This window comes from Methylobacterium sp. CM6247, from assembly GCF_054817925.1.
Window position 1 is genome coordinate 4552023 of the sequence record NZ_JBTXKX010000003.1, and the last position, 16158, is coordinate 4568180.

Genomic DNA, 16158 nt, shown 5'->3' on the forward strand with positions numbered 1-16158 from the left:
CCGGTCCGGTCGTGAGGAACACCCATCCTCCCGCCGCGTTCGCCCCGCGACGCAACACGAGGAGTATGTGCGACCATGGCCGATCCGATGATTCCGAGCATCTTCGAAGGCGAAACCAACCTGTCGACCACCGAGCGGGCCGTGTCCGTCGTTCTGGGCCTCGGCATCGCCGCCGCCGCCGCCCAGCCCCGCCCGAACAAGTGGCTCAGCCTGGCGGCCCTGGTCGTCGGCGCCGGCCTCGCCATCCGGGGTGCAACCGGTCATTGCCCGGCCAAGTCCGCCGGCTACCTTTCCTGAACCGGACCACGAAAAAGGGGCGCTCCGATGGGGCGCCCCTTTTGTCTGTCCGATGAAATGCGAGAGGCGCGGACCCGAGGCCCGCGCCGTCACGTCCGTTCAGAGGGTGGTGGTGCGGCGGCTGGCGATGAAGCCGTAGATGGCGAGCACGACGATGGCGCCGACCACGGCTCCGATGAAGCCCGCGCCCTGGTTCGGACCGTACCAGCCGAGCGCCTGACCGAGGAAGGTGGCGACGAAGGCGCCGATGATGCCCAGGATGGTGGTGAGGATGAACCCTGCAGGCTCCTTGTCGCCCGGCATGATGAACTTGGCGACGACACCGGCCAGGAAGCCGATGATGATGGTCCAGATGATATCCATGAGCTGATCCTCGAAACGCGGTGGCCGGGATTGTCCCGCCCGGACTTGACCGTTTGTGCTCATGCAACGCCGCATCGCGGGATGGGTTGCGCCGCGGGACGGCGATTGTGTCGCATTCTCGACCTTGGCCGCCGCCCTCCCCTTTACGCGGATGCGTGGCGCGCGGCACAACGCTTGCCCCGACGACGCGCCCGCGCGGCGCCCCATGAAGAGCGATCCATGACCACCATCACCCGTTTCGAATCCGGCGCCCGCATGAGCCAGGCCGTCACCTATGGCGACATGGTCTACCTCGCGGGCCAAGTGGCGGGGACGACGGTGGGGGCCGGCGTGACCGCGCAGACGCAGGAAGTGCTCGCCGAGATCGACCGGCTGCTGGCGCTGGCCGGCAGCGACAAGACCCGGCTCATCTCCGCCACGATCTATCTCGCCGACATGGCGACCTTCGCCGAGATGAACGCGGCCTGGGATGCCTGGGTCTCGAAGGAGAACCCGCCCACCCGCGCCACCGTGGAAGCCAAGCTCGCGGGGCCGGAATACCTCGTGGAGATCGTCGTCGTCGCGGCCAAGCTCCCCGCCTGATCCCGACCCGGTCCCGAGACAAGAGAGCCCGCCGATGCGTCGTATCGTGTTCGCCGTCCTGATGATCGCGCTGGCGCTCAGCCTTCTCGGGTCCCTGTTCCTCGCCTTCGCCCTCCTCAATTCGGCGGGGGCGAAGGCGCAGGAGCGCGTGGTCAACATCTACAACTGGTCGGATTACATCGATCCGAAATCCCTGGAGGCCTTCACCAAGGAGACCGGGATCAAGGTCGTCTACGACACCTACGACAACAACGAGATCCTGGAGACGAAGCTGCTCGCCGGCCAGTCCGGCTACGATCTCGTGGTGCCCACCGGCCCGTTCCTGCAGCGCCTCATCAAGGCCGGCGTGTTCCGGCCCCTCGACAAGGCCAAGATCCCGAACCTGAAACACGCCTGGCCCGAGATCGCCCAGCGCCTCGCGGTCTACGACCCCGGCAACACCTACGCCGTCGATTACATGTGGGGCACCACCGGCATCGGCGTGAATCTCGGCCCCGTGCGCGAGCGCCTCGGCCCGAACCAGGCGCTCAACAGCTGGACCCTGGTGCTCAACCCCACCCTGATGGCCAAGCTCAAGGATTGCGGGGTGATGATGCTCGACAGCCCCGAGGACCTGATCCCCAGCATGCTGCCGGCCTACGGCCTCAAGCCCGACACCAAGCGCTGGGACGACATCTCCCAGGTCACCGACGCGCTGTTCAAGGTGCGCGGCTCGGTGCGAAAATTCCACTCCTCGGAATACATCAACGGCCTCGCCAACGGCGATCTCTGCCTCGCGGTCGGCTATTCCGGCGACGTGATGCAGGCCAAGAAACGCGCCGAGGAATCGAAGAACGGCGTCGAGATCGCCTATTTCATCCCGAAGGAAGGCGCGCTGATGTGGTTCGATGCCTTCGCCATCCCGAAGGACGCGCCCCACCCCGAGGAGGCCCACCTTTTCATCGACTACATGATGCGCCCCGAGGTGGCGGCGGCCAACACCAACTTCGTCGCTTATGCCAACGGCAACCTCGCCGCGAAACCCCTGGTGAAGCCGGAGATCCTCACCAACCCCGGCATCTACCCGGACGACGCGACGATGCAGCGGCTGTTCACCAACCAGGCCTGGGATGACCGGACGCAGCGGTTCGTGACGCGGAATTGGACGCGGGTGAGGACGGGACGGTGAGACGCACGACTTACTGCGATTTTTCGTTAAATGCGCCTAGCATTTAGCGTCGTTATAAAAACACTGTCTTCAAGAAATATTGTAATAAATCCCTGATATGCAAAAATATAACTGCTGGAGTATGTGATGAACTGGCTTCATGATCAAAGGGCAGAATGCTTTTCGGTTCAAACCGTGATGACTATAGGCGACTATTTGAGGTTGGTTAGTCTTGCGCATTCTGCGCGGGGCGCTCTTAGTGGTCAGCGCGACAAACTAAAAACTACTACTGCGAAACGAATTCGTGAGCGAATGGTTGCAGATATTAGGCGTGGCGCCGTGCTTCCGCCTGTAGTAATTGGTGCTGTTGTCGATCAAGAAACTTTCGACACATACCCCAATAATACAGCAACGGTACCAGATGATATTCTGCCTACAAGTGTCAGGGAGCAGCTTTCAATCATTGATGGAATGCAGCGTACATCGGCACTGTCAGAAGCATCAGACATTGATACAAGTGTATTGAATCGAAGTATGCGCGTCGAATTTTGGTTGACGCGATCAGTTAGCACAATGGTATATAGGATGCTTGTCCTTAATACAGGGCAAGTGCCATGGCCTCTTTCTCGGCAGCTTTCTGTCGTCTTTGCCCCTCTCTTGGGTGAAGTGCAAGATAATGTTCCCGAAATTAACAGAATGTTCACACCCGATAAGCCGGGGAGAAGAGTTAATCCGGGCGAATTCAGTAGCGATGCGTTGGTGGAACTGTATATCGCGTTTTCTCTGCGCAAAACAAATATTGATACTCGAGAAGCTTTGTCTGATGAGTTTTCTAGACTCGACTTTGTTGACAACTTGAATGACTCGGCCTTTCAGCCGCAGTTCTATGACTGCCTTTCCATGTTAGCTAGCTTTGACGAAGTTTTCTCCCGGTATGATCGAGGATCGAATGCTAAATTTTCGAAGGGACGCAATATATTCGATAGTCAGCCGGCGCGAATAGGGTTCACCGTCGCAGTTGCTCAAAACGTATTGGGGCGTCCTGGAATGGATCGAACTCACGACGAGAGAATTGCAAGGATGAGGAAAATTCGGAAAGACGCTCGGAGAATGCTCGCAAGGCTCACGCTTCTTCGCACAGAGGATTTAGGCGACTTTTTAAAGCTTGATGTATTATCAGAAACTCTGGACAAAAGAGTTGGTCAAGTCGGTCGTTACGAACGTGGATTGTACTTTGATGGATTCCAGGTGTTGATTGAAGAAAACTTTGATCTTAAAAATCTCGAGCCTTGTTGGCGCGCGAACTAATGACAAGACATTTAATCTCCGTGAACACTCAAGTTTTCACGGCCCTTGACGATTTTTGTAGGTCAAGGGCCCACGGACTTTCGAACAGCGGTGCGCGCAGGTGGATTGCATCAGAAAGCAAGCATCGTTATTTTATGACTAACTCAAAAGTTGTTGAGCAATTTTCTTTCTCTCCAACTAAAAAGCTCGCAAAAATTGATATCGATGCTCGTTCATATTTGCTGTCTATAGGATTTGACGTAGTTAATAAAAATTACTCCGAGAGAGAATTGGAGTTAGACCCCGCCTTCCTAACTGTAGCTTTAGCTGAGCTTCGCCCTCGTCCTAAAGCCGACGTAAGTCATGTGAAAAATATCGTTGAATGGTCGGATAAGGATGCCACTCAAATTATCGTGGACATTCCTATGAGGAAATTGCAACTATTTATCCAGCGGTAAGAGTTTTTGATTTTAGGGACGCTGATGTTTCAAGCGTATGGAATGTATTTTTCGAGTTTTGCCTAGATGAATGCTCTGCTGGCTTTTTCTGGATGGATAGAGCGCTTGCCGAAACTCTTTCTGCGCTATGCAAACTTGATATTCGTCGAATTCCTTATAAAGTATTATGTAGGTCAATATTCGACAGTGACAGATCTACTTTCTTTCTTGCCCAATATCGGTGTCTTGAGGCGTTGTATGCTTATTCAAGTGCTCAGTCGCTTGTGACGAAGCTTGCGATACCAAACGGCTGGGGTGAAGTAGCCACCATTTTAGAGGATGCATTGGGATGGCATCCGAGGGAGGAGAGGAGTTTAGAGGCGATATTGAGATATGCATCACCTCTTGATCTAGTATCTATATTGTCTATACTTAATAAAGATCTGACATCTGATCCAGATTTATTGGTATCTCGTGCTTCTAAGTCTATATACTGGCTAAGAAATTCTTTTGTACATTACAGGCCTGCCCAACATCAGATCGATTCTAATAATTTTGATTGGGATTCCCTATGTGTTGCGATGACTGGGATCATTCTTGATGTTTACAGCGCTGTATTCCCGTAAACCAAATGAACAGGCTTTGCCATCGACGGTGGGGCTGAGCCAGCCTCGGCGGCTGATCGGTGATGGCGAGCATCATCTATCAACTTGATATTGACAAAATTCCTATTCCATGCCTATATCCCCACACCTGCCGCCCAGCGAAGGGGGCCTGTCCGGTGACCGACCGGGCGGGCCGAAAGGGGCGGCGGGGCGGTGCCTGCGTCGGTGGTGTCGGTCACCATCGCCCCGGGCGGCGGCTCGATAGTCTGTTGGCTCGGATGGGGGCGCGGTAGGTCGGGAGTTAAATGCCCCGGCACCGACCCCGTTCTGGGCTGCCATGACGAGGTTTGCGGCCCCTCCAATACGAGAGGGCGTGCGGGGCAAAGTCCGTTCGAACAGCCGGGCTGGGATGCAACACGACCACCTCAGGCGCGACGCAACGCGAGGACCGCTGGAGACACCGCGACGCAAAACAGGCCCCGGCGGGAACGCCGGAGCCTGACGGGACGCCGGGGGACCGGCAAACTTATTATAGCGCTCAATGGGTTCCGCGGCGTCCCGCGTCCCCTGTTCGGGGCTTCTTCTGGGCCATGCCCCCGGCGCTGTCGCGCGCGGGGGTGAAGGTGTGTGGAGAGCCGGTGGCGCACGTGTCCTTCGCCCCTCTGCGGGAGAAGGTGGTCCGCGAAGCGGATCGGATGAGGGGAGCGCGTTGTCCGGAAATGTCGCCCCCTCTCCCGCCTGCTCCGCAGGCACCCTCCCCCGCAGAGGGGGGAGGGTTCAAGCGGCGATCAATCCTTCAGGTCGGCCGGCACCTTGCCGCCGTTCTCTTCGAGCTTCTTGATGACCTGCTTGTGCAGCCAGACGTTCATCGTGGCCGAGTCTTCCTTGTCGCCGGTGTAGTGCAGCTCGTCGGCGAGCGACTTGCGAGCGCTGAGGCTCGAATCGATGTCGAGGAGCTTCATCAGGTCGACGATGGAGGTGCGCCAGTTCAGCTGCTGCGAGTTCTTCGCGGCCATGCCGTTCAGCACGGCTTCCACGTCCACCGGCTCGCCGGGCTTCGGAGCGGCCGCCGATTCCGTGGGGGCGGTGGTGCTGGAGCCGGCCGGGGCGTTTGCCGGTGCGGCGTCCGCCGAGGTGGTTCCGCCGCCGAACGGATGGAGGATCTTGCTGACGATGCTGCCGAGAAAGCTCATGGCGTCTGTCCTTGTCGTTGGTCGGCCGTCTCGATGGACGGCCGAGGCCTTGCTCTTCACGAGGTCCTGCCTCTCAACTGAATACAGCCAAGGCCGTTCCGGCCGGACGCCCGGGGCTGGGGAATAAAGCCTCTCCCCTCAAGCTTGGCCGTGGAATGGCGTCCTTAGATTCGCGAAGCGGGCCGTTCTTTCGCGCAACGGTGTTTGAAGAACGCGGCTCCTGTGGCATGGCCGGGCCACGGCTCGCCGCGAGCCGACCTGTTTCCCCCGGAATCCGGACCTTTCGATGCGCCCTGCCCTTCCCGTCATCGCGACGATCCTGGCCTCCCTGGCCGGTTGGCTGATCGCGGCCCCCGCCTCCGCCCAGACGGCCCCGATCCCCATGCGGATCGGCGTCATCCCGGTCATCGGCGCCTCGCCGATCTTCGTCGCCGACGGCGAGGGCTGGCTCAAGGAGGCGGGCCTCGCCCCCTCCTTCACCACCTTCGAATCCGGCCCGAACATGATCCAGGCCCTCGCCTCGGGCACGATCGACGTCTACGTGGCCGGGGTCGCGCCGCTGGCCGTGGCGCGGACCAAGAACATCGACGTCCGCGTGGTCGCCTCCACGGCCGTGGAGGAGATGGTGTTCGTGGCCGGGCCGAAGCTCGCCCCGTTCTTCGCCAACGGCGCCAGCAAGGCCGAGGCCTTCGCGCAGTTCAAGGCCAAGGAGGGCCGCACCGCCCGCCTCGCCACCCAGCCCCTCGGCTCGGTGCCCAACACCACCCTGCAGCATTGGCTGTGGCAGGTGGCGAAGACCGACAAGGCCAATGCCGAGGTGGTGCCCATGGGCATCGACGCCACGCAGCAGGCGATCCTCGCCGGAGCCGTCGACGGCGCCTCGATCCGCGAGCCGGCCCTCACCATCATCCAGGGCCGCAATCCGGGCGTGAAGCTGATCGCCAACGGAGCCGAGATGTTCCCCGACCAGCCGGGCACGGTGGTGGGCGTCTACGGCGCCTATGCCGACCGCAACCCCGGCGCCGTGGAATCCCTGGTGCGCTCCCTCATCCGCGCCGACACGCTGCTGAAATCCGACTCGGCCAAGGCCGCGCCCCATGTGCTCGCCGCCCTCGGCAAGGGCATCGTCGACCTCGCCACGATCCAGAAGGCCCTGACCTCGCCGGCGGCGAAGTTCACCGTCGATCCGCGCGCCATCATCGTCGCCACCAAGGCGATGCAGGCCTATCAGGTCTCCATCGGCGCCCTCGAGAAGGACGTGCCCCTCGATGGGCTGTTCGACTCCCGCTACTACGAGAAGGCCATCGCGCGCTGATCGGATGAAGGCCCTTCGCGCACCCGCCCTCGCGGCTCTCGGCCTCGCCGCCTTCCTCCTGTTCTGGGAGGCGATGCCTCGGCTCGGGCTGATCAACCCGGCCTTCCTGCCGCCGCCGAGCACGATCCCGGCCGCCTTCCTCAACGAGATCCGTCTCGGGGTGTGGGGCGAGGCGGTGTTGTCGAGCCTGAGCCACTACCTCGTCGGCCTCGCCGTAGGCGCCGGGGCGGGCATCGCGCTCGGCATCCTGGTCGGCATGTTCCGGGGCTTCGAGGCGCTCACCGCCTGGATCGTGCGCCTGCTGCGGCCCATTCCCGGCCTCGCCTGGGTGCCCTTCGCCATCATCTGGTTCGGGGTCCAGCCCTCGGCCGCCGTGTTCATCATCGCCATCGGCGTGTTCTGGATCGTGTTTTTCGCGACTCAAGGGGCCGTTCGTGGGGTCGACCGGGACCTCGTGGAGGTCGCCCAGGCCTTCGGCTTCCGCTCGCCCCTGGCGCGGCTCACCAAGATCCTGCTGCCGGCCGCGACCCCTGGCATCCTCGTCGGCCTGCGCACGGCCCTCGGCCAGGCCTGGATGGCGGTGGTGGCCGCCGAGATCTTCGGCGTGCCTGGCGTCGGCGCCCGCATGATGCAGGCCTCCAGCCTCCTCTCCACCGATATCGTGGTCGTCTACATGCTCACCATGGCCGGCCTCTACGGGTTGTTCGATACCGGCTTCGTCGCCCTCCAGAGCTGGCTCCTGCGGTGGCGCGCCTGATGGACCCGATCATCGACATACGCGGCCTGAGCCTCGCCTACGAGCGCGACGGAATCCGCAACGTCATCCTGTCGGAGCTCGACCTCTCCATCGCGCGCGGCGAGTTCGTGGTCATCGTCGGTGAATCCGGCGTCGGCAAATCCACCGTTCTGCGCGTTCTCATCGGCCTCGCCGCCCCCAGCGGGGGAACGGTGCGCCTCGCCACGCGCGAGGGCTGCCGGACGCCGATGGCGCTGGTGTTCCAGGATGCGCGCCTGCTGCCCTGGCGCCGGGTCGTCGCCAACGTGGCCTTCGGCCTGGAAGGCAGCGGCCTGTCGAAGCCGCAGCGCCTCGCCAAGGCGCAGGAGATGCTCGACCTCGTCGGACTCGGCGAATACGGCCAGCGCTGGCCGCACCAGCTCTCGGGCGGGCAGCGCCAGCGCGTCGCCATCGCGCGCGCGCTCGCCGTGGACCCGGACGTGCTCCTGATGGACGAGCCCTTCTCCGCACTCGACAGTTTCACCCGCGAGGGCCTGCAGGACGAGTTGCAGCGCATCCAGGCCGCGACCGGCAAGACCATCCTGTTCGTCACCCACGACATCGACGAGGCCGTGACCCTGGCCGACCGTGTCGTGGTCCTCGCCGGCAGTCCGGGCCGGGTCGCGGCCGATATGACGATCGACGTGCCGCGTCCGCGCCGCCGCCGCGACGAGGCGCTGACCCAGGCCGCCCGGAACCTGCGGGCCGAGCTTTCGGGGCGGTCCGCGGAGCTGTGACCGCTCTGTAAGGCCGCTTCCCGAGACGGCCGGCGCCGTCTGTATCGAATCCGTCGCCCCATCCGCGGCGATGCCGCCGGATGCGCCATTGCATCCTGCGGCCAAAGATTGCATCGCTCCGCACCCGAGACCGCCTGGACGGTCGATCGGCAGAGAGACCCTACCATGACGCCCGACGAGATTGCCGACCTCAACCGCGCCCGCGCCAGCCTCTCGCGACAGCGCAACGCCTTGGCCAAGCGGATCGGTTCGAGCGAACTCGCAGCTGCCTCCGCCGCCGAGGATTTCATGCGCATCCTCCTCGCCATCGAGGCGGTGGACCGGGCGCTGACCAATGCCGGGCAGCCCTACATGCCGCCCGATGCCGGGGCCTGAACCATGGCCGATACGAAGGATGCCAACGGCACCAAGCTGGCCGACGGGGATTCCGTCACGCTGGTCAAGGATCTCAAGGTGAAGGGCACCTCCACCACCCTGAAGCGCGGGACGCTCATCAAGAACATCCGCCTCACGGAGGATCCTGAAGAGATCGAGTGCAACGCCGAGAAGGTGAAGGGCCTCGTTCTGAAGACACAGTTCCTCAAGAAAGCCTGAGAATCAATCGCCGGACTCGCTGCTGATCGCGCGGGCCGGCGACCGGCTCAGGCTTCGAATGGCGCGGGACGGGCGGCCCGACTTCTCGGCGATGGCGCGGTCCTGCTCCTCGATCAGTTGCCGGGCGGGCTCGTCACCGTCGAGCCCTCCGAGGATTTCCATGGGAACCCGACGGTTCGAGGCACGGGACTCGTCTTCATAGACCACGTCGAACAGGACTGAGCCCCGCTCCTGCGGTTTCGACTTTGTACGCTTGGCCATGACAAATGCTCGATGATGCGATCGGGGAATGTGATGTCGAGGGTTCGGTAGGCGGAATGTTCGACGTTCGACCGTCTGGTCCCGCCGACATTCCTGCGCCGTAACCGTCACCGTTGGGAGACGCCACGACCGAACTCGCAGCGCTACATGGTCCCGGCGAAACAGGTTGGCAACCCGCCTTTCTGGACGCGCAGGCGCGGTAGACCCGCCTGTGGCATGATGCGTGCGCGCCGCCGGGCAAGACCGGCCTGCCGTGGCGGCCGGTCCGATGATGCCAGGAGCCAAGCCGACGATGACCGATCCGACGCCTCTGACACGTTTTTCCATCGCACCCTTGGCCCGGATGACCCGGCATCTCGCCGGCGTCGCCGCGGGGCGGGCGGAGCCCGATCTCGTCATCACCGGTGCGCGTATCCTCTCCACCTATTCTGAGCGGATCCGGCCGGACAGTGAAGTCTGGATCGCCGGAGGACGTATCGCCGCCGTAAAGCCTGCCGGTGCCTATCGGGGGAGTGCCCCCCGTTACGATGCGGCCGGCGGTATTCTGGCGCCCGGCCTGGTGGATCCACATCTGCATATCGAGAGCAGCATGGTGACCGCCTGCGCCTATGCCGAGGCGGCGCTCCTCAACGGCACCACGACCATCGTCTGCGACAGCCACGAGATCGGAAATGTCCTCGATGCGGACGGCATCGCCTGGATGCTGGAGGACGCCCGCGAGGCGCCGCTCAATATCTACCTCACGGTGCCAAGCACGGTCCCGGCTACGTCGCCGACCTTGGAAACCGCCGGCGGCGACCTGACGGCCGAGAAGATCGGAGCTTTGTTCGATGCGTGGCCGGAGGCGATCGGCCTTGGCGAGAAGATGGATTTCGTCTCCGTCGCCGAGGGCGATGAGAGGGCGCATGCCATCATCGCGGCGGCTCTGCAACGGGGGCGGCCGGTCTCCGGCCATATCTACGGCCGCGGCTTCGTTGCGGCCTACGCGGCCAGCGGGGTCACTGATACCCACGAAGCCATCGACAGGGACATTGCCGACGACCTGCTCGAGGCGGGTTTGTGGATCTACCTGCGCGGCGGCCCGCCGACCACGCCCTGGCACAGTTTGCCCAAGGCTATCGGCACGATCATCGAACTGGGAGCCTCGGCCAAGCGGGTCTGCGTCTGCACCGACGACCGGGACGCGCAGGATCTCCTCGCTTACGGCCTGGATTGGGTGGTGCGCGAGGCAATCCGCATGGGCATCCCCCGCGAACAGGCATGGTCAATGGGCTCGCTCCATCCGGCGACCCGGTATGGGCTCGATGGCGAGATTGGTGGGTTCGGCGGGGGACGTCGGGCCGATCTGGTCCTCCTCGATGATGACTTGATCCCGCAGACCACATGGTATGGCGGACGGTGCGTGGTCGAGAACCGTGTGGTTACTCCCCTCCTCGATGCGGCACTCTCGCGACCCTATCGATATCCTGCACCAGCCTATGCAACGATGCATCTGCCACAGCCGCTTCCTGCCCTCGTCCCGCCGTTTCCCGAAGGCCGCTGTGTCGTCAACGCCATTCGCACCACGCTTCCCGGCATCGAGTTGACCCACGAGCGCTACGATCTGACTCCCGGCCTCGATTGGGTAACGACATTGCGGGACAACGACCTGTGCTTCGTCACCGTAATCGAGCGCCATGGCAGGGCCGGGAACGTCGCGCACGGATTGCTGCGCGCCTTTGGTCTGAAACAGGGCGCTATCGCGAGCAGTGTCGGCCACGATTCGCACAACGCAATCGTGGCCGGGCTGAATGAAGAGGACATGCGCGTCGCTCTAGATGCGCTGTCGACGATCCAGGGGGGCGTCTGCGTGGTCGAGGATGGGAAGGTCACCGCGATGGTTCCGCTGCCTGTGGCAGGGCTTCTCTCCGACAAGCGCGTCGGCCTCGTCGCCGAAGAAGTCCGTTTGCTGAAGATGGCCTGGGAGCGGGCCGGCTGCACGATCCCCTATATGGGGTTCAACCTAATTCCGCTGTCTGTCATTCCAGAGATTCGGATCACCGACAAAGGCCTCGTGCTGGTGCCGGCCATGAAGATCTTACCGCTTTTTGAACCTGCAGAGAGATAAGATCCACAACTGGGAACCAGGACGCTGCCAACAAGGTTGAAAGTTCAGGTCTCAACAGCCTTTCCCGTGTCGGCTTTCACAAGCCGTGTTATTACCGAATCGGCCAGCTGAATTGTCCGTTGAGGCGATTGGCTGGCCGTTTTACGTTGTCTCCTATGGGCTTGCGCCCTGTTTCCAGGAGAGGACGCTCTTTTTTTGGAGTGAGTTGATGCGGAATCTTCTGACGCTTGTCGTCCTCGGCTTCGTCGGCTTCGTCCTTGTGGCGATGTTCGTCGCACCAACCCAGCCGGATCTGAAGGCTTGGTACCTCAAGAATGCATGCGAACATCTCGATAAGGTGTCTGCGAAAATCTGTGATCCCATGCGTCAGAATGGCGGACAGGCGCTGTGACGGTATCACCGTTCAGCGCTTTCAAGCGGCGGTGACAAACCGGTTTCTCGTGCGCGCGAAGGAGCAGATTTATTGAATTGGGCGGTCCCAACGCTATTTGTCCCAGCCAAGGTGGGGGCGGGTGGAAACGTCACCAGCTGGCCGTTCTTCGCCGGTGCAGGGGCAGTGCGGGTTGCAGCCCAAGACAATACCGATCCTGCCGAATACCGGTATGACCCGGCACGGTCGGGTCGGAAATACCGGATCTGCTATCGCCTCGATATAGAACGTTATTCGCGACTAATACCGTACCAATAGCTGATGCTAGATATTTCTTGAAACAAAAATAGCCCAGTGCCAAATGATGGCGCTGGACTATCCCCATTTAGCTCAATTAAAAACTAATGCCGGTGTGATATTCAGTAACCGCAGCACAAAGCCCAAAGACGGGGATCTTAAAAGGATGCTCACGACGAATTTCCTGGCGAATGGTCTCTCGGCGCAGATAATAGGCGCTGCTATCGGAACCGTACTCAACGTGTTCAACGGTGCTGACCGCACCTCGTCGAGCTGCATGGGCGCAGCCTAGGTTGTCGAAGCGAAGATAGTGCAGCTTTTGAATGCCGTCAGACAGGCAACCCGCATTGATTTCAGCGCTCTGTATGCCGCCGGGTCCTAAGTTGCCGAGTCAGAACCCGACGGAGGTAGAAAATAACTACCGCTACTGAATCTCTATTACGCCCGCCTGGCCCTCAGACCAGATACAGGGTTGCCGTAGCACGGAACACCTTTGGGCAATGGGCCTCGTTCACGATGCGGAGCGCCTCATCCACCGTGATCTGGCGGTTGAGGGCGAGTTCCTCGAGGGTCATCCAGGTCGATGTCATACGTTTTATCCCTTGCTGTCGGTGACTCAACATGCAGAGGGCGTATTGGTTCATCGAGAAGGTCCGCTGGCAGCCATCGGATGACCAGCAATGTGTATGCTTGAGAACTCGTCATGACCGTCCATCGAAAGACGGAATGCGAGCCCCAGATACGACGAAGGCCGCCCGAAGGCGGCCTATCGCGTATGTTCTGATGGTTGGATGAATTGGAGCGGGCGAAGGGATTCGAACCCTCGACCCCAACCTTGGCAAGGTTGTGCTCTACCCCTGAGCTACACCCGCTCACTATGCCGTGCCGCTTGAGGAGAAGACCCGCCGGCGGCCCCGGACGGCGTCTCTAAACAACATTCCGGCGGGCGTGGCAAGAGCTGTTTTTCGGTTCTTTTGCCGGCGGGCAACTTTCTCGCGTTCTCACCACGTGGCCGTTGGGGAGAGTCCATGGACGATCTCGTCGAGGCGGCTGTGGGTGGCCCGCGTCGTGTCTTTGGGCAAGGCGTCGAGCGCGAAGAAGTCGCTCTGCGCGATTTCCCGGTCTGGCGCCTTCGGTCCGAGGAGTGTGAAGGTGGGGGCGACGTAGACAGCGATGTGGTCGCGGCCCGCTGCGGCGGTGCTGCGGAAGAAGCCATGCAGGCGCAAGGTGTCTGCCGCCTCCACGACGATCTCGGCCTCCTCCCGAAACTCTCGAACCATGGCGTCGACGGCATTCTCGCCAATCTCGATGCCACCCCCGGGCAGGTGCCATCCCTCCACATAAGTATGGCGCACGAGGCAGACGCGGCCCTGAGCGTCGAAGGCGACGCCCCGCACGCCGAGGGTCATTCCACGGGACACGAGGGCGCCGAACTGGAATAACCGTTGGATCAGCGGCCGGTTGAGGAGGGAGCCAATCATACGACGTTGAGGCGGATGGCACCGAAGCCTTCGATGGCCGCCTGCATCACTTGCCCGCGCTCGACCGCACCGACGCCTGAAGGCGTACCGGTGAAGATCAGGTCACCGGGATGGAGCTCGAAATAGGTGGAAAGGAGCGCGATCTGGTCGGCTACGGACCAAATCATCTCCGATAGGTCGCCGGCTTGGCGGGGATTGTCGTCCACCGAGAGTGTGATGGCGCCGCGCATCGGATGCCTGCGACCTTCGACCGGGTGGAGTGGTCCGATGGGTGCCGAGGCATCGGCCGATTTGGCGAGGTCCCACGGGCGGGAAAGGCGCTTGGCTTCGTCCTGAACGTCGCGTCGGGTCATGTCGAGCCCGACGGCGTAGGCGTAGACATGATCGAGGGCATCGGCCGTGGGGATGTCCTGCCCGCCGCGTCCGAGGGCTGCTACGAGTTCCACCTCAAAATGGTAATTGGCGGTGCGGGGCGGATAGGGATGGTCTACTGCATCCGCGCCCGGGACGATCTGAAGCGCGTCCGCCGGTTTCATGAAGAAGAACGGCGGCTCGCGCTCGGGATCCTTCCCCATTTCGCGGGCATGGGCGGCGTAGTTGCGTCCCACGCAATAGACGCGGCGCACAGGGAAAAAGTCCTCGCTGCCAACAATGGGCAGGGCGGTACGGGGTGGGTTCGGGATCACGGACAGCATCGGTTGGGCGCCTCCTCCGGGTTTGCGCTGATCGGTTGCGGCACGGCTCCGTGCCCTGCAAAGACGGGTCACGAACCTTATCATAGGAGGTGAGCTCGCAGCCGCCATCGTGATGGTCCGGCCTCCCCCTTCGTGTTACCCCCGATCTCAAGCCCCGAGCTGCCCGTGACTGCTCCCGCCGATCTTCTCTTCCGTCTCACCGAGCGTTTGGGGGAGAAGCACGTCCTTACGGCCCCCGCAGAGATTGCACCCCATCTCCTGGAATGGCGCGGCCTCTTTCATGGCAGCGCGCTCGCCGTCGTTCGGCCGGCCGATACCGGCGACGTCGCGTTCGTTGTTGCGGCCTGCGCCGACGCTGGAATCGCCATCGTTGCTCAGGGTGGTAATACCGGGTTGGTGGGAGGCGGAGTGCCGCATGGCGGGATCGTCCTGTCGCTTGGTCGCCTCTCGCACATCCGCGCCATCGACCCGTTGAGCGCCAGTATCACCGTTGAGGCGGGCGTCCTGCTCGCCGAGGCTCAGGCGGCGGCCGACGAGCAGGGGATGCTGTTCCCCCTGTCACTGCCCTCGGAGGGCTCGTGCACGATCGGCGGCAACCTCGCCACCAATGCCGGCGGAACCGGCGTCCTTGCCTATGGCAACATGCGCGATCTCGTGCTCGGCCTCGAAGTGGTGCTGGCAGACGGCCGGGTCTGGAACGGGTTGAGCGCGCTGCGCAAAGACAATGCGGGCTACGACCTGAAACACCTGTTCGTTGGATCAGAAGGGACCCTTGGAATCATCACCGCGGCGGTGCTGAAGCTCTATCCCAAGCCTTCGTCGCGGGCAGTCGGCTTTGCGGGTCTTTCGTCGCCGCATTCCGCTCTGGCCTTGTTCGACACGCTTAAACGGACGGCTGGCCATAACCTCACGGCATTCGAGTACATTCCGCGCTTCGGACTCGAAATCGTACTGAAACACAGACCCGCTTTTCCACGTCCTCTTCCCGGGGATCATGCGGGCTACGCGCTCATCGAAATGTCTACGACGCACGCTGGGGCAGAGGCCTCGGATGCCATCGAGACGGCGCTTGCCACTGCTATCGATCGTGGTCTCGTGGAAAACGCGGTCATCGGGTCGAGTGAGACGCAGAACGCGAGCCTATGGGCGCTCCGAGAAAACTTGTCTGACGTTCAGTCGCTCGAAGGCGGCTCGATCAAGCACGACGTCTCGGTGCCGCTATCGCGTCTCGCCGATTTCCTCGATACGGCGATCGCGGCATGCGAGACTGAAATGCCTGGCCTGCGTGTCTGCGCCTTCGGGCATTTCGGCGACGGCAACATCCACTTCAACCTTAGCCAGCCTCTCGGCATGGACAAGGCTACGTTCCTCAAGGAATGGGGACGCTTCAACAGGATCGTTCACGACATCGTGCATCGGATGGGCGGGTCCATCGCCGCCGAACATGGCATCGGCCTAATCAAGCGAGACGAACTGGGCCTCTACGCCGATCCGGTCGGCCTGGACCTGATGCGCCGGCTCAAGTGCGCCCTCGATCCGCGAGATTTGCTGAACCCCGGGAAGGTGATCGCGTTGTCAGCGAACCCTCCCCCGGCGCTTCCGAAGGAGTAAGCGC

At 61.9% G+C, this 16158-nt stretch carries 20 protein-coding genes and 1 tRNA gene; 14 read left to right on the forward strand and 7 right to left on the reverse strand.

Translation table 11 applies throughout. The annotated features are described in order from the left end of the window. Nucleotides 1-75: 75 nt before the first annotated feature. Nucleotides 76-297 (forward strand): YgaP family membrane protein, encoded by a 222-nt coding sequence (locus ACYQOP_RS22530; protein ID WP_207414197.1) that lies wholly within the window; start codon nt 76-78, stop codon nt 295-297. Between the two features lie 99 nt (nt 298-396). Here ACYQOP_RS22530 and ACYQOP_RS22535 read toward each other — a convergent pair whose 3' ends face one another. Then, a complete protein-coding gene (locus ACYQOP_RS22535) occupies nt 397-660 on the reverse strand; it encodes a GlsB/YeaQ/YmgE family stress response membrane protein (protein WP_056427555.1) in 264 nt (87 codons plus the stop codon). A 219-nt stretch (nt 661-879) separates the two neighbouring features. Here ACYQOP_RS22535 and ACYQOP_RS22540 point away from each other — a divergent pair, with 219 nt between their 5' ends. The 4 genes from ACYQOP_RS22540 to ACYQOP_RS22555 all read left to right on the forward strand — a co-directional run bounded on the left by ACYQOP_RS22540 (nt 880) and on the right by ACYQOP_RS22555 (nt 4134). Further along, on the forward strand, nt 880-1242 hold the full coding sequence (locus ACYQOP_RS22540) for a RidA family protein (RefSeq protein WP_461224260.1): 363 nt from the start codon (nt 880-882) through the stop codon (nt 1240-1242). A 34-nt stretch (nt 1243-1276) separates the two neighbouring features. Continuing rightward, a complete protein-coding gene (locus tag ACYQOP_RS22545) occupies nt 1277-2410 on the forward strand; it encodes a polyamine ABC transporter substrate-binding protein (protein WP_461224262.1) in 1134 nt (377 codons plus the stop codon). Nucleotides 2411-2536: 126 nt separating this feature from the next. After that, entirely contained in the window at nt 2537-3697 is a 1161-nt protein-coding gene (locus ACYQOP_RS22550) for a hypothetical protein (RefSeq protein ID WP_461224264.1), read from the forward strand. Nucleotides 3698-3717: 20 nt separating this feature from the next. Beyond that, complete coding sequence (locus tag ACYQOP_RS22555; protein WP_461224266.1) at nt 3718-4134, forward strand: hypothetical protein; 417 nt, start codon at nt 3718-3720, stop codon at nt 4132-4134. Nucleotides 4135-5506: 1372 nt separating this feature from the next. Here ACYQOP_RS22555 and ACYQOP_RS22560 read toward each other — a convergent pair. Next, complete coding sequence (locus ACYQOP_RS22560; protein WP_461224268.1) at nt 5507-5911, reverse strand: DUF3597 domain-containing protein; 405 nt, start codon at nt 5909-5911, stop codon at nt 5507-5509. Nucleotides 5912-6197: 286 nt separating this feature from the next. Between ACYQOP_RS22560 and ACYQOP_RS22565 the strand changes: the two genes are divergently transcribed. From ACYQOP_RS22565 to ACYQOP_RS22585, 5 genes are all read left to right on the forward strand, one after another. Then, nucleotides 6198-7226: an ABC transporter substrate-binding protein gene (locus ACYQOP_RS22565; RefSeq protein WP_461224270.1), complete on the forward strand. Its 1029-nt coding sequence runs from the start codon at nt 6198-6200 to the stop codon at nt 7224-7226. A gap of 4 nt (nt 7227-7230) precedes the next feature. Next, the gene (locus ACYQOP_RS22570) at nt 7231-7983 is read left to right on the forward strand and encodes an ABC transporter permease (protein ID WP_461224272.1); all 753 of its coding nucleotides are present in this window, start codon (nt 7231-7233) and stop codon (nt 7981-7983) included. Next, complete coding sequence (locus tag ACYQOP_RS22575; RefSeq protein ID WP_461224274.1) at nt 7983-8738, forward strand: ABC transporter ATP-binding protein; 756 nt, start codon at nt 7983-7985, stop codon at nt 8736-8738. Before ACYQOP_RS22570 ends, ACYQOP_RS22575 begins: the two co-directional genes overlap by 1 nt. Nucleotides 8739-8903: 165 nt before the next feature. Beyond that, nucleotides 8904-9113 carry a hypothetical protein gene (locus ACYQOP_RS22580; protein WP_056427534.1) on the forward strand — a complete coding sequence of 70 codons (210 nt, stop codon included), beginning with the start codon at nt 8904-8906 and terminating at the stop codon, nt 9111-9113. Nucleotides 9114-9116: 3 nt separating this feature from the next. Continuing rightward, nucleotides 9117-9332, forward strand: coding sequence for an alkylphosphonate utilization protein (locus tag ACYQOP_RS22585; protein ID WP_056427531.1), 216 nt, complete (start codon nt 9117-9119; stop codon nt 9330-9332). Between the two features lie 3 nt (nt 9333-9335). Here the strand turns inward: ACYQOP_RS22585 and ACYQOP_RS22590 are convergent, their stop codons facing one another. Then, nucleotides 9336-9593: a hypothetical protein gene (locus ACYQOP_RS22590; RefSeq protein ID WP_056427528.1), complete on the reverse strand. Its 258-nt coding sequence runs from the start codon at nt 9591-9593 to the stop codon at nt 9336-9338. 292 nt (nt 9594-9885) lie between these two features. On the opposite strand from ACYQOP_RS22590, the gene ACYQOP_RS22595 reads away from it, so the two are divergent. From ACYQOP_RS22595 to ACYQOP_RS22605, 3 genes are all read left to right on the forward strand, one after another. Continuing rightward, nucleotides 9886-11700: an adenine deaminase gene (locus ACYQOP_RS22595; RefSeq protein WP_461224277.1), complete on the forward strand. Its 1815-nt coding sequence runs from the start codon at nt 9886-9888 to the stop codon at nt 11698-11700. Between the two features lie 208 nt (nt 11701-11908). Then, entirely contained in the window at nt 11909-12091 is a 183-nt protein-coding gene (locus ACYQOP_RS22600; RefSeq protein WP_056427522.1) for a hypothetical protein, read from the forward strand. A gap of 340 nt (nt 12092-12431) precedes the next feature. Next, nucleotides 12432-12659 (forward strand): hypothetical protein, encoded by a 228-nt coding sequence (locus tag ACYQOP_RS22605; protein ID WP_461224279.1) that lies wholly within the window; start codon nt 12432-12434, stop codon nt 12657-12659. A 163-nt stretch (nt 12660-12822) separates the two neighbouring features. Here ACYQOP_RS22605 and ACYQOP_RS22610 read toward each other — a convergent pair whose 3' ends face one another. The 4 genes from ACYQOP_RS22610 to ACYQOP_RS22625 all read right to left on the reverse strand — a co-directional run bounded on the left by ACYQOP_RS22610 (nt 12823) and on the right by ACYQOP_RS22625 (nt 14543). Beyond that, entirely contained in the window at nt 12823-12957 is a 135-nt protein-coding gene (locus ACYQOP_RS22610; RefSeq protein WP_280136553.1) for a hypothetical protein, read from the reverse strand. Between the two features lie 207 nt (nt 12958-13164). Further along, nucleotides 13165-13239, reverse strand: a tRNA-Gly gene (locus ACYQOP_RS22615). 129 nt (nt 13240-13368) lie between these two features. Next, nucleotides 13369-13848: an NUDIX domain-containing protein gene (locus tag ACYQOP_RS22620; RefSeq protein ID WP_461224281.1), complete on the reverse strand. Its 480-nt coding sequence runs from the start codon at nt 13846-13848 to the stop codon at nt 13369-13371. Then, nucleotides 13845-14543: a fumarylacetoacetate hydrolase family protein gene (locus ACYQOP_RS22625; protein WP_056427516.1), complete on the reverse strand. Its 699-nt coding sequence runs from the start codon at nt 14541-14543 to the stop codon at nt 13845-13847. The genes ACYQOP_RS22620 and ACYQOP_RS22625 overlap by 4 nt, the downstream gene beginning before the upstream one ends. 165 nt (nt 14544-14708) lie before the next feature. Between ACYQOP_RS22625 and ACYQOP_RS22630 the strand changes: the two genes are divergently transcribed. Continuing rightward, nucleotides 14709-16154 (forward strand): FAD-binding oxidoreductase, encoded by a 1446-nt coding sequence (locus tag ACYQOP_RS22630; protein ID WP_461224283.1) that lies wholly within the window; start codon nt 14709-14711, stop codon nt 16152-16154. Nucleotides 16155-16158 lie beyond the last annotated feature (4 nt).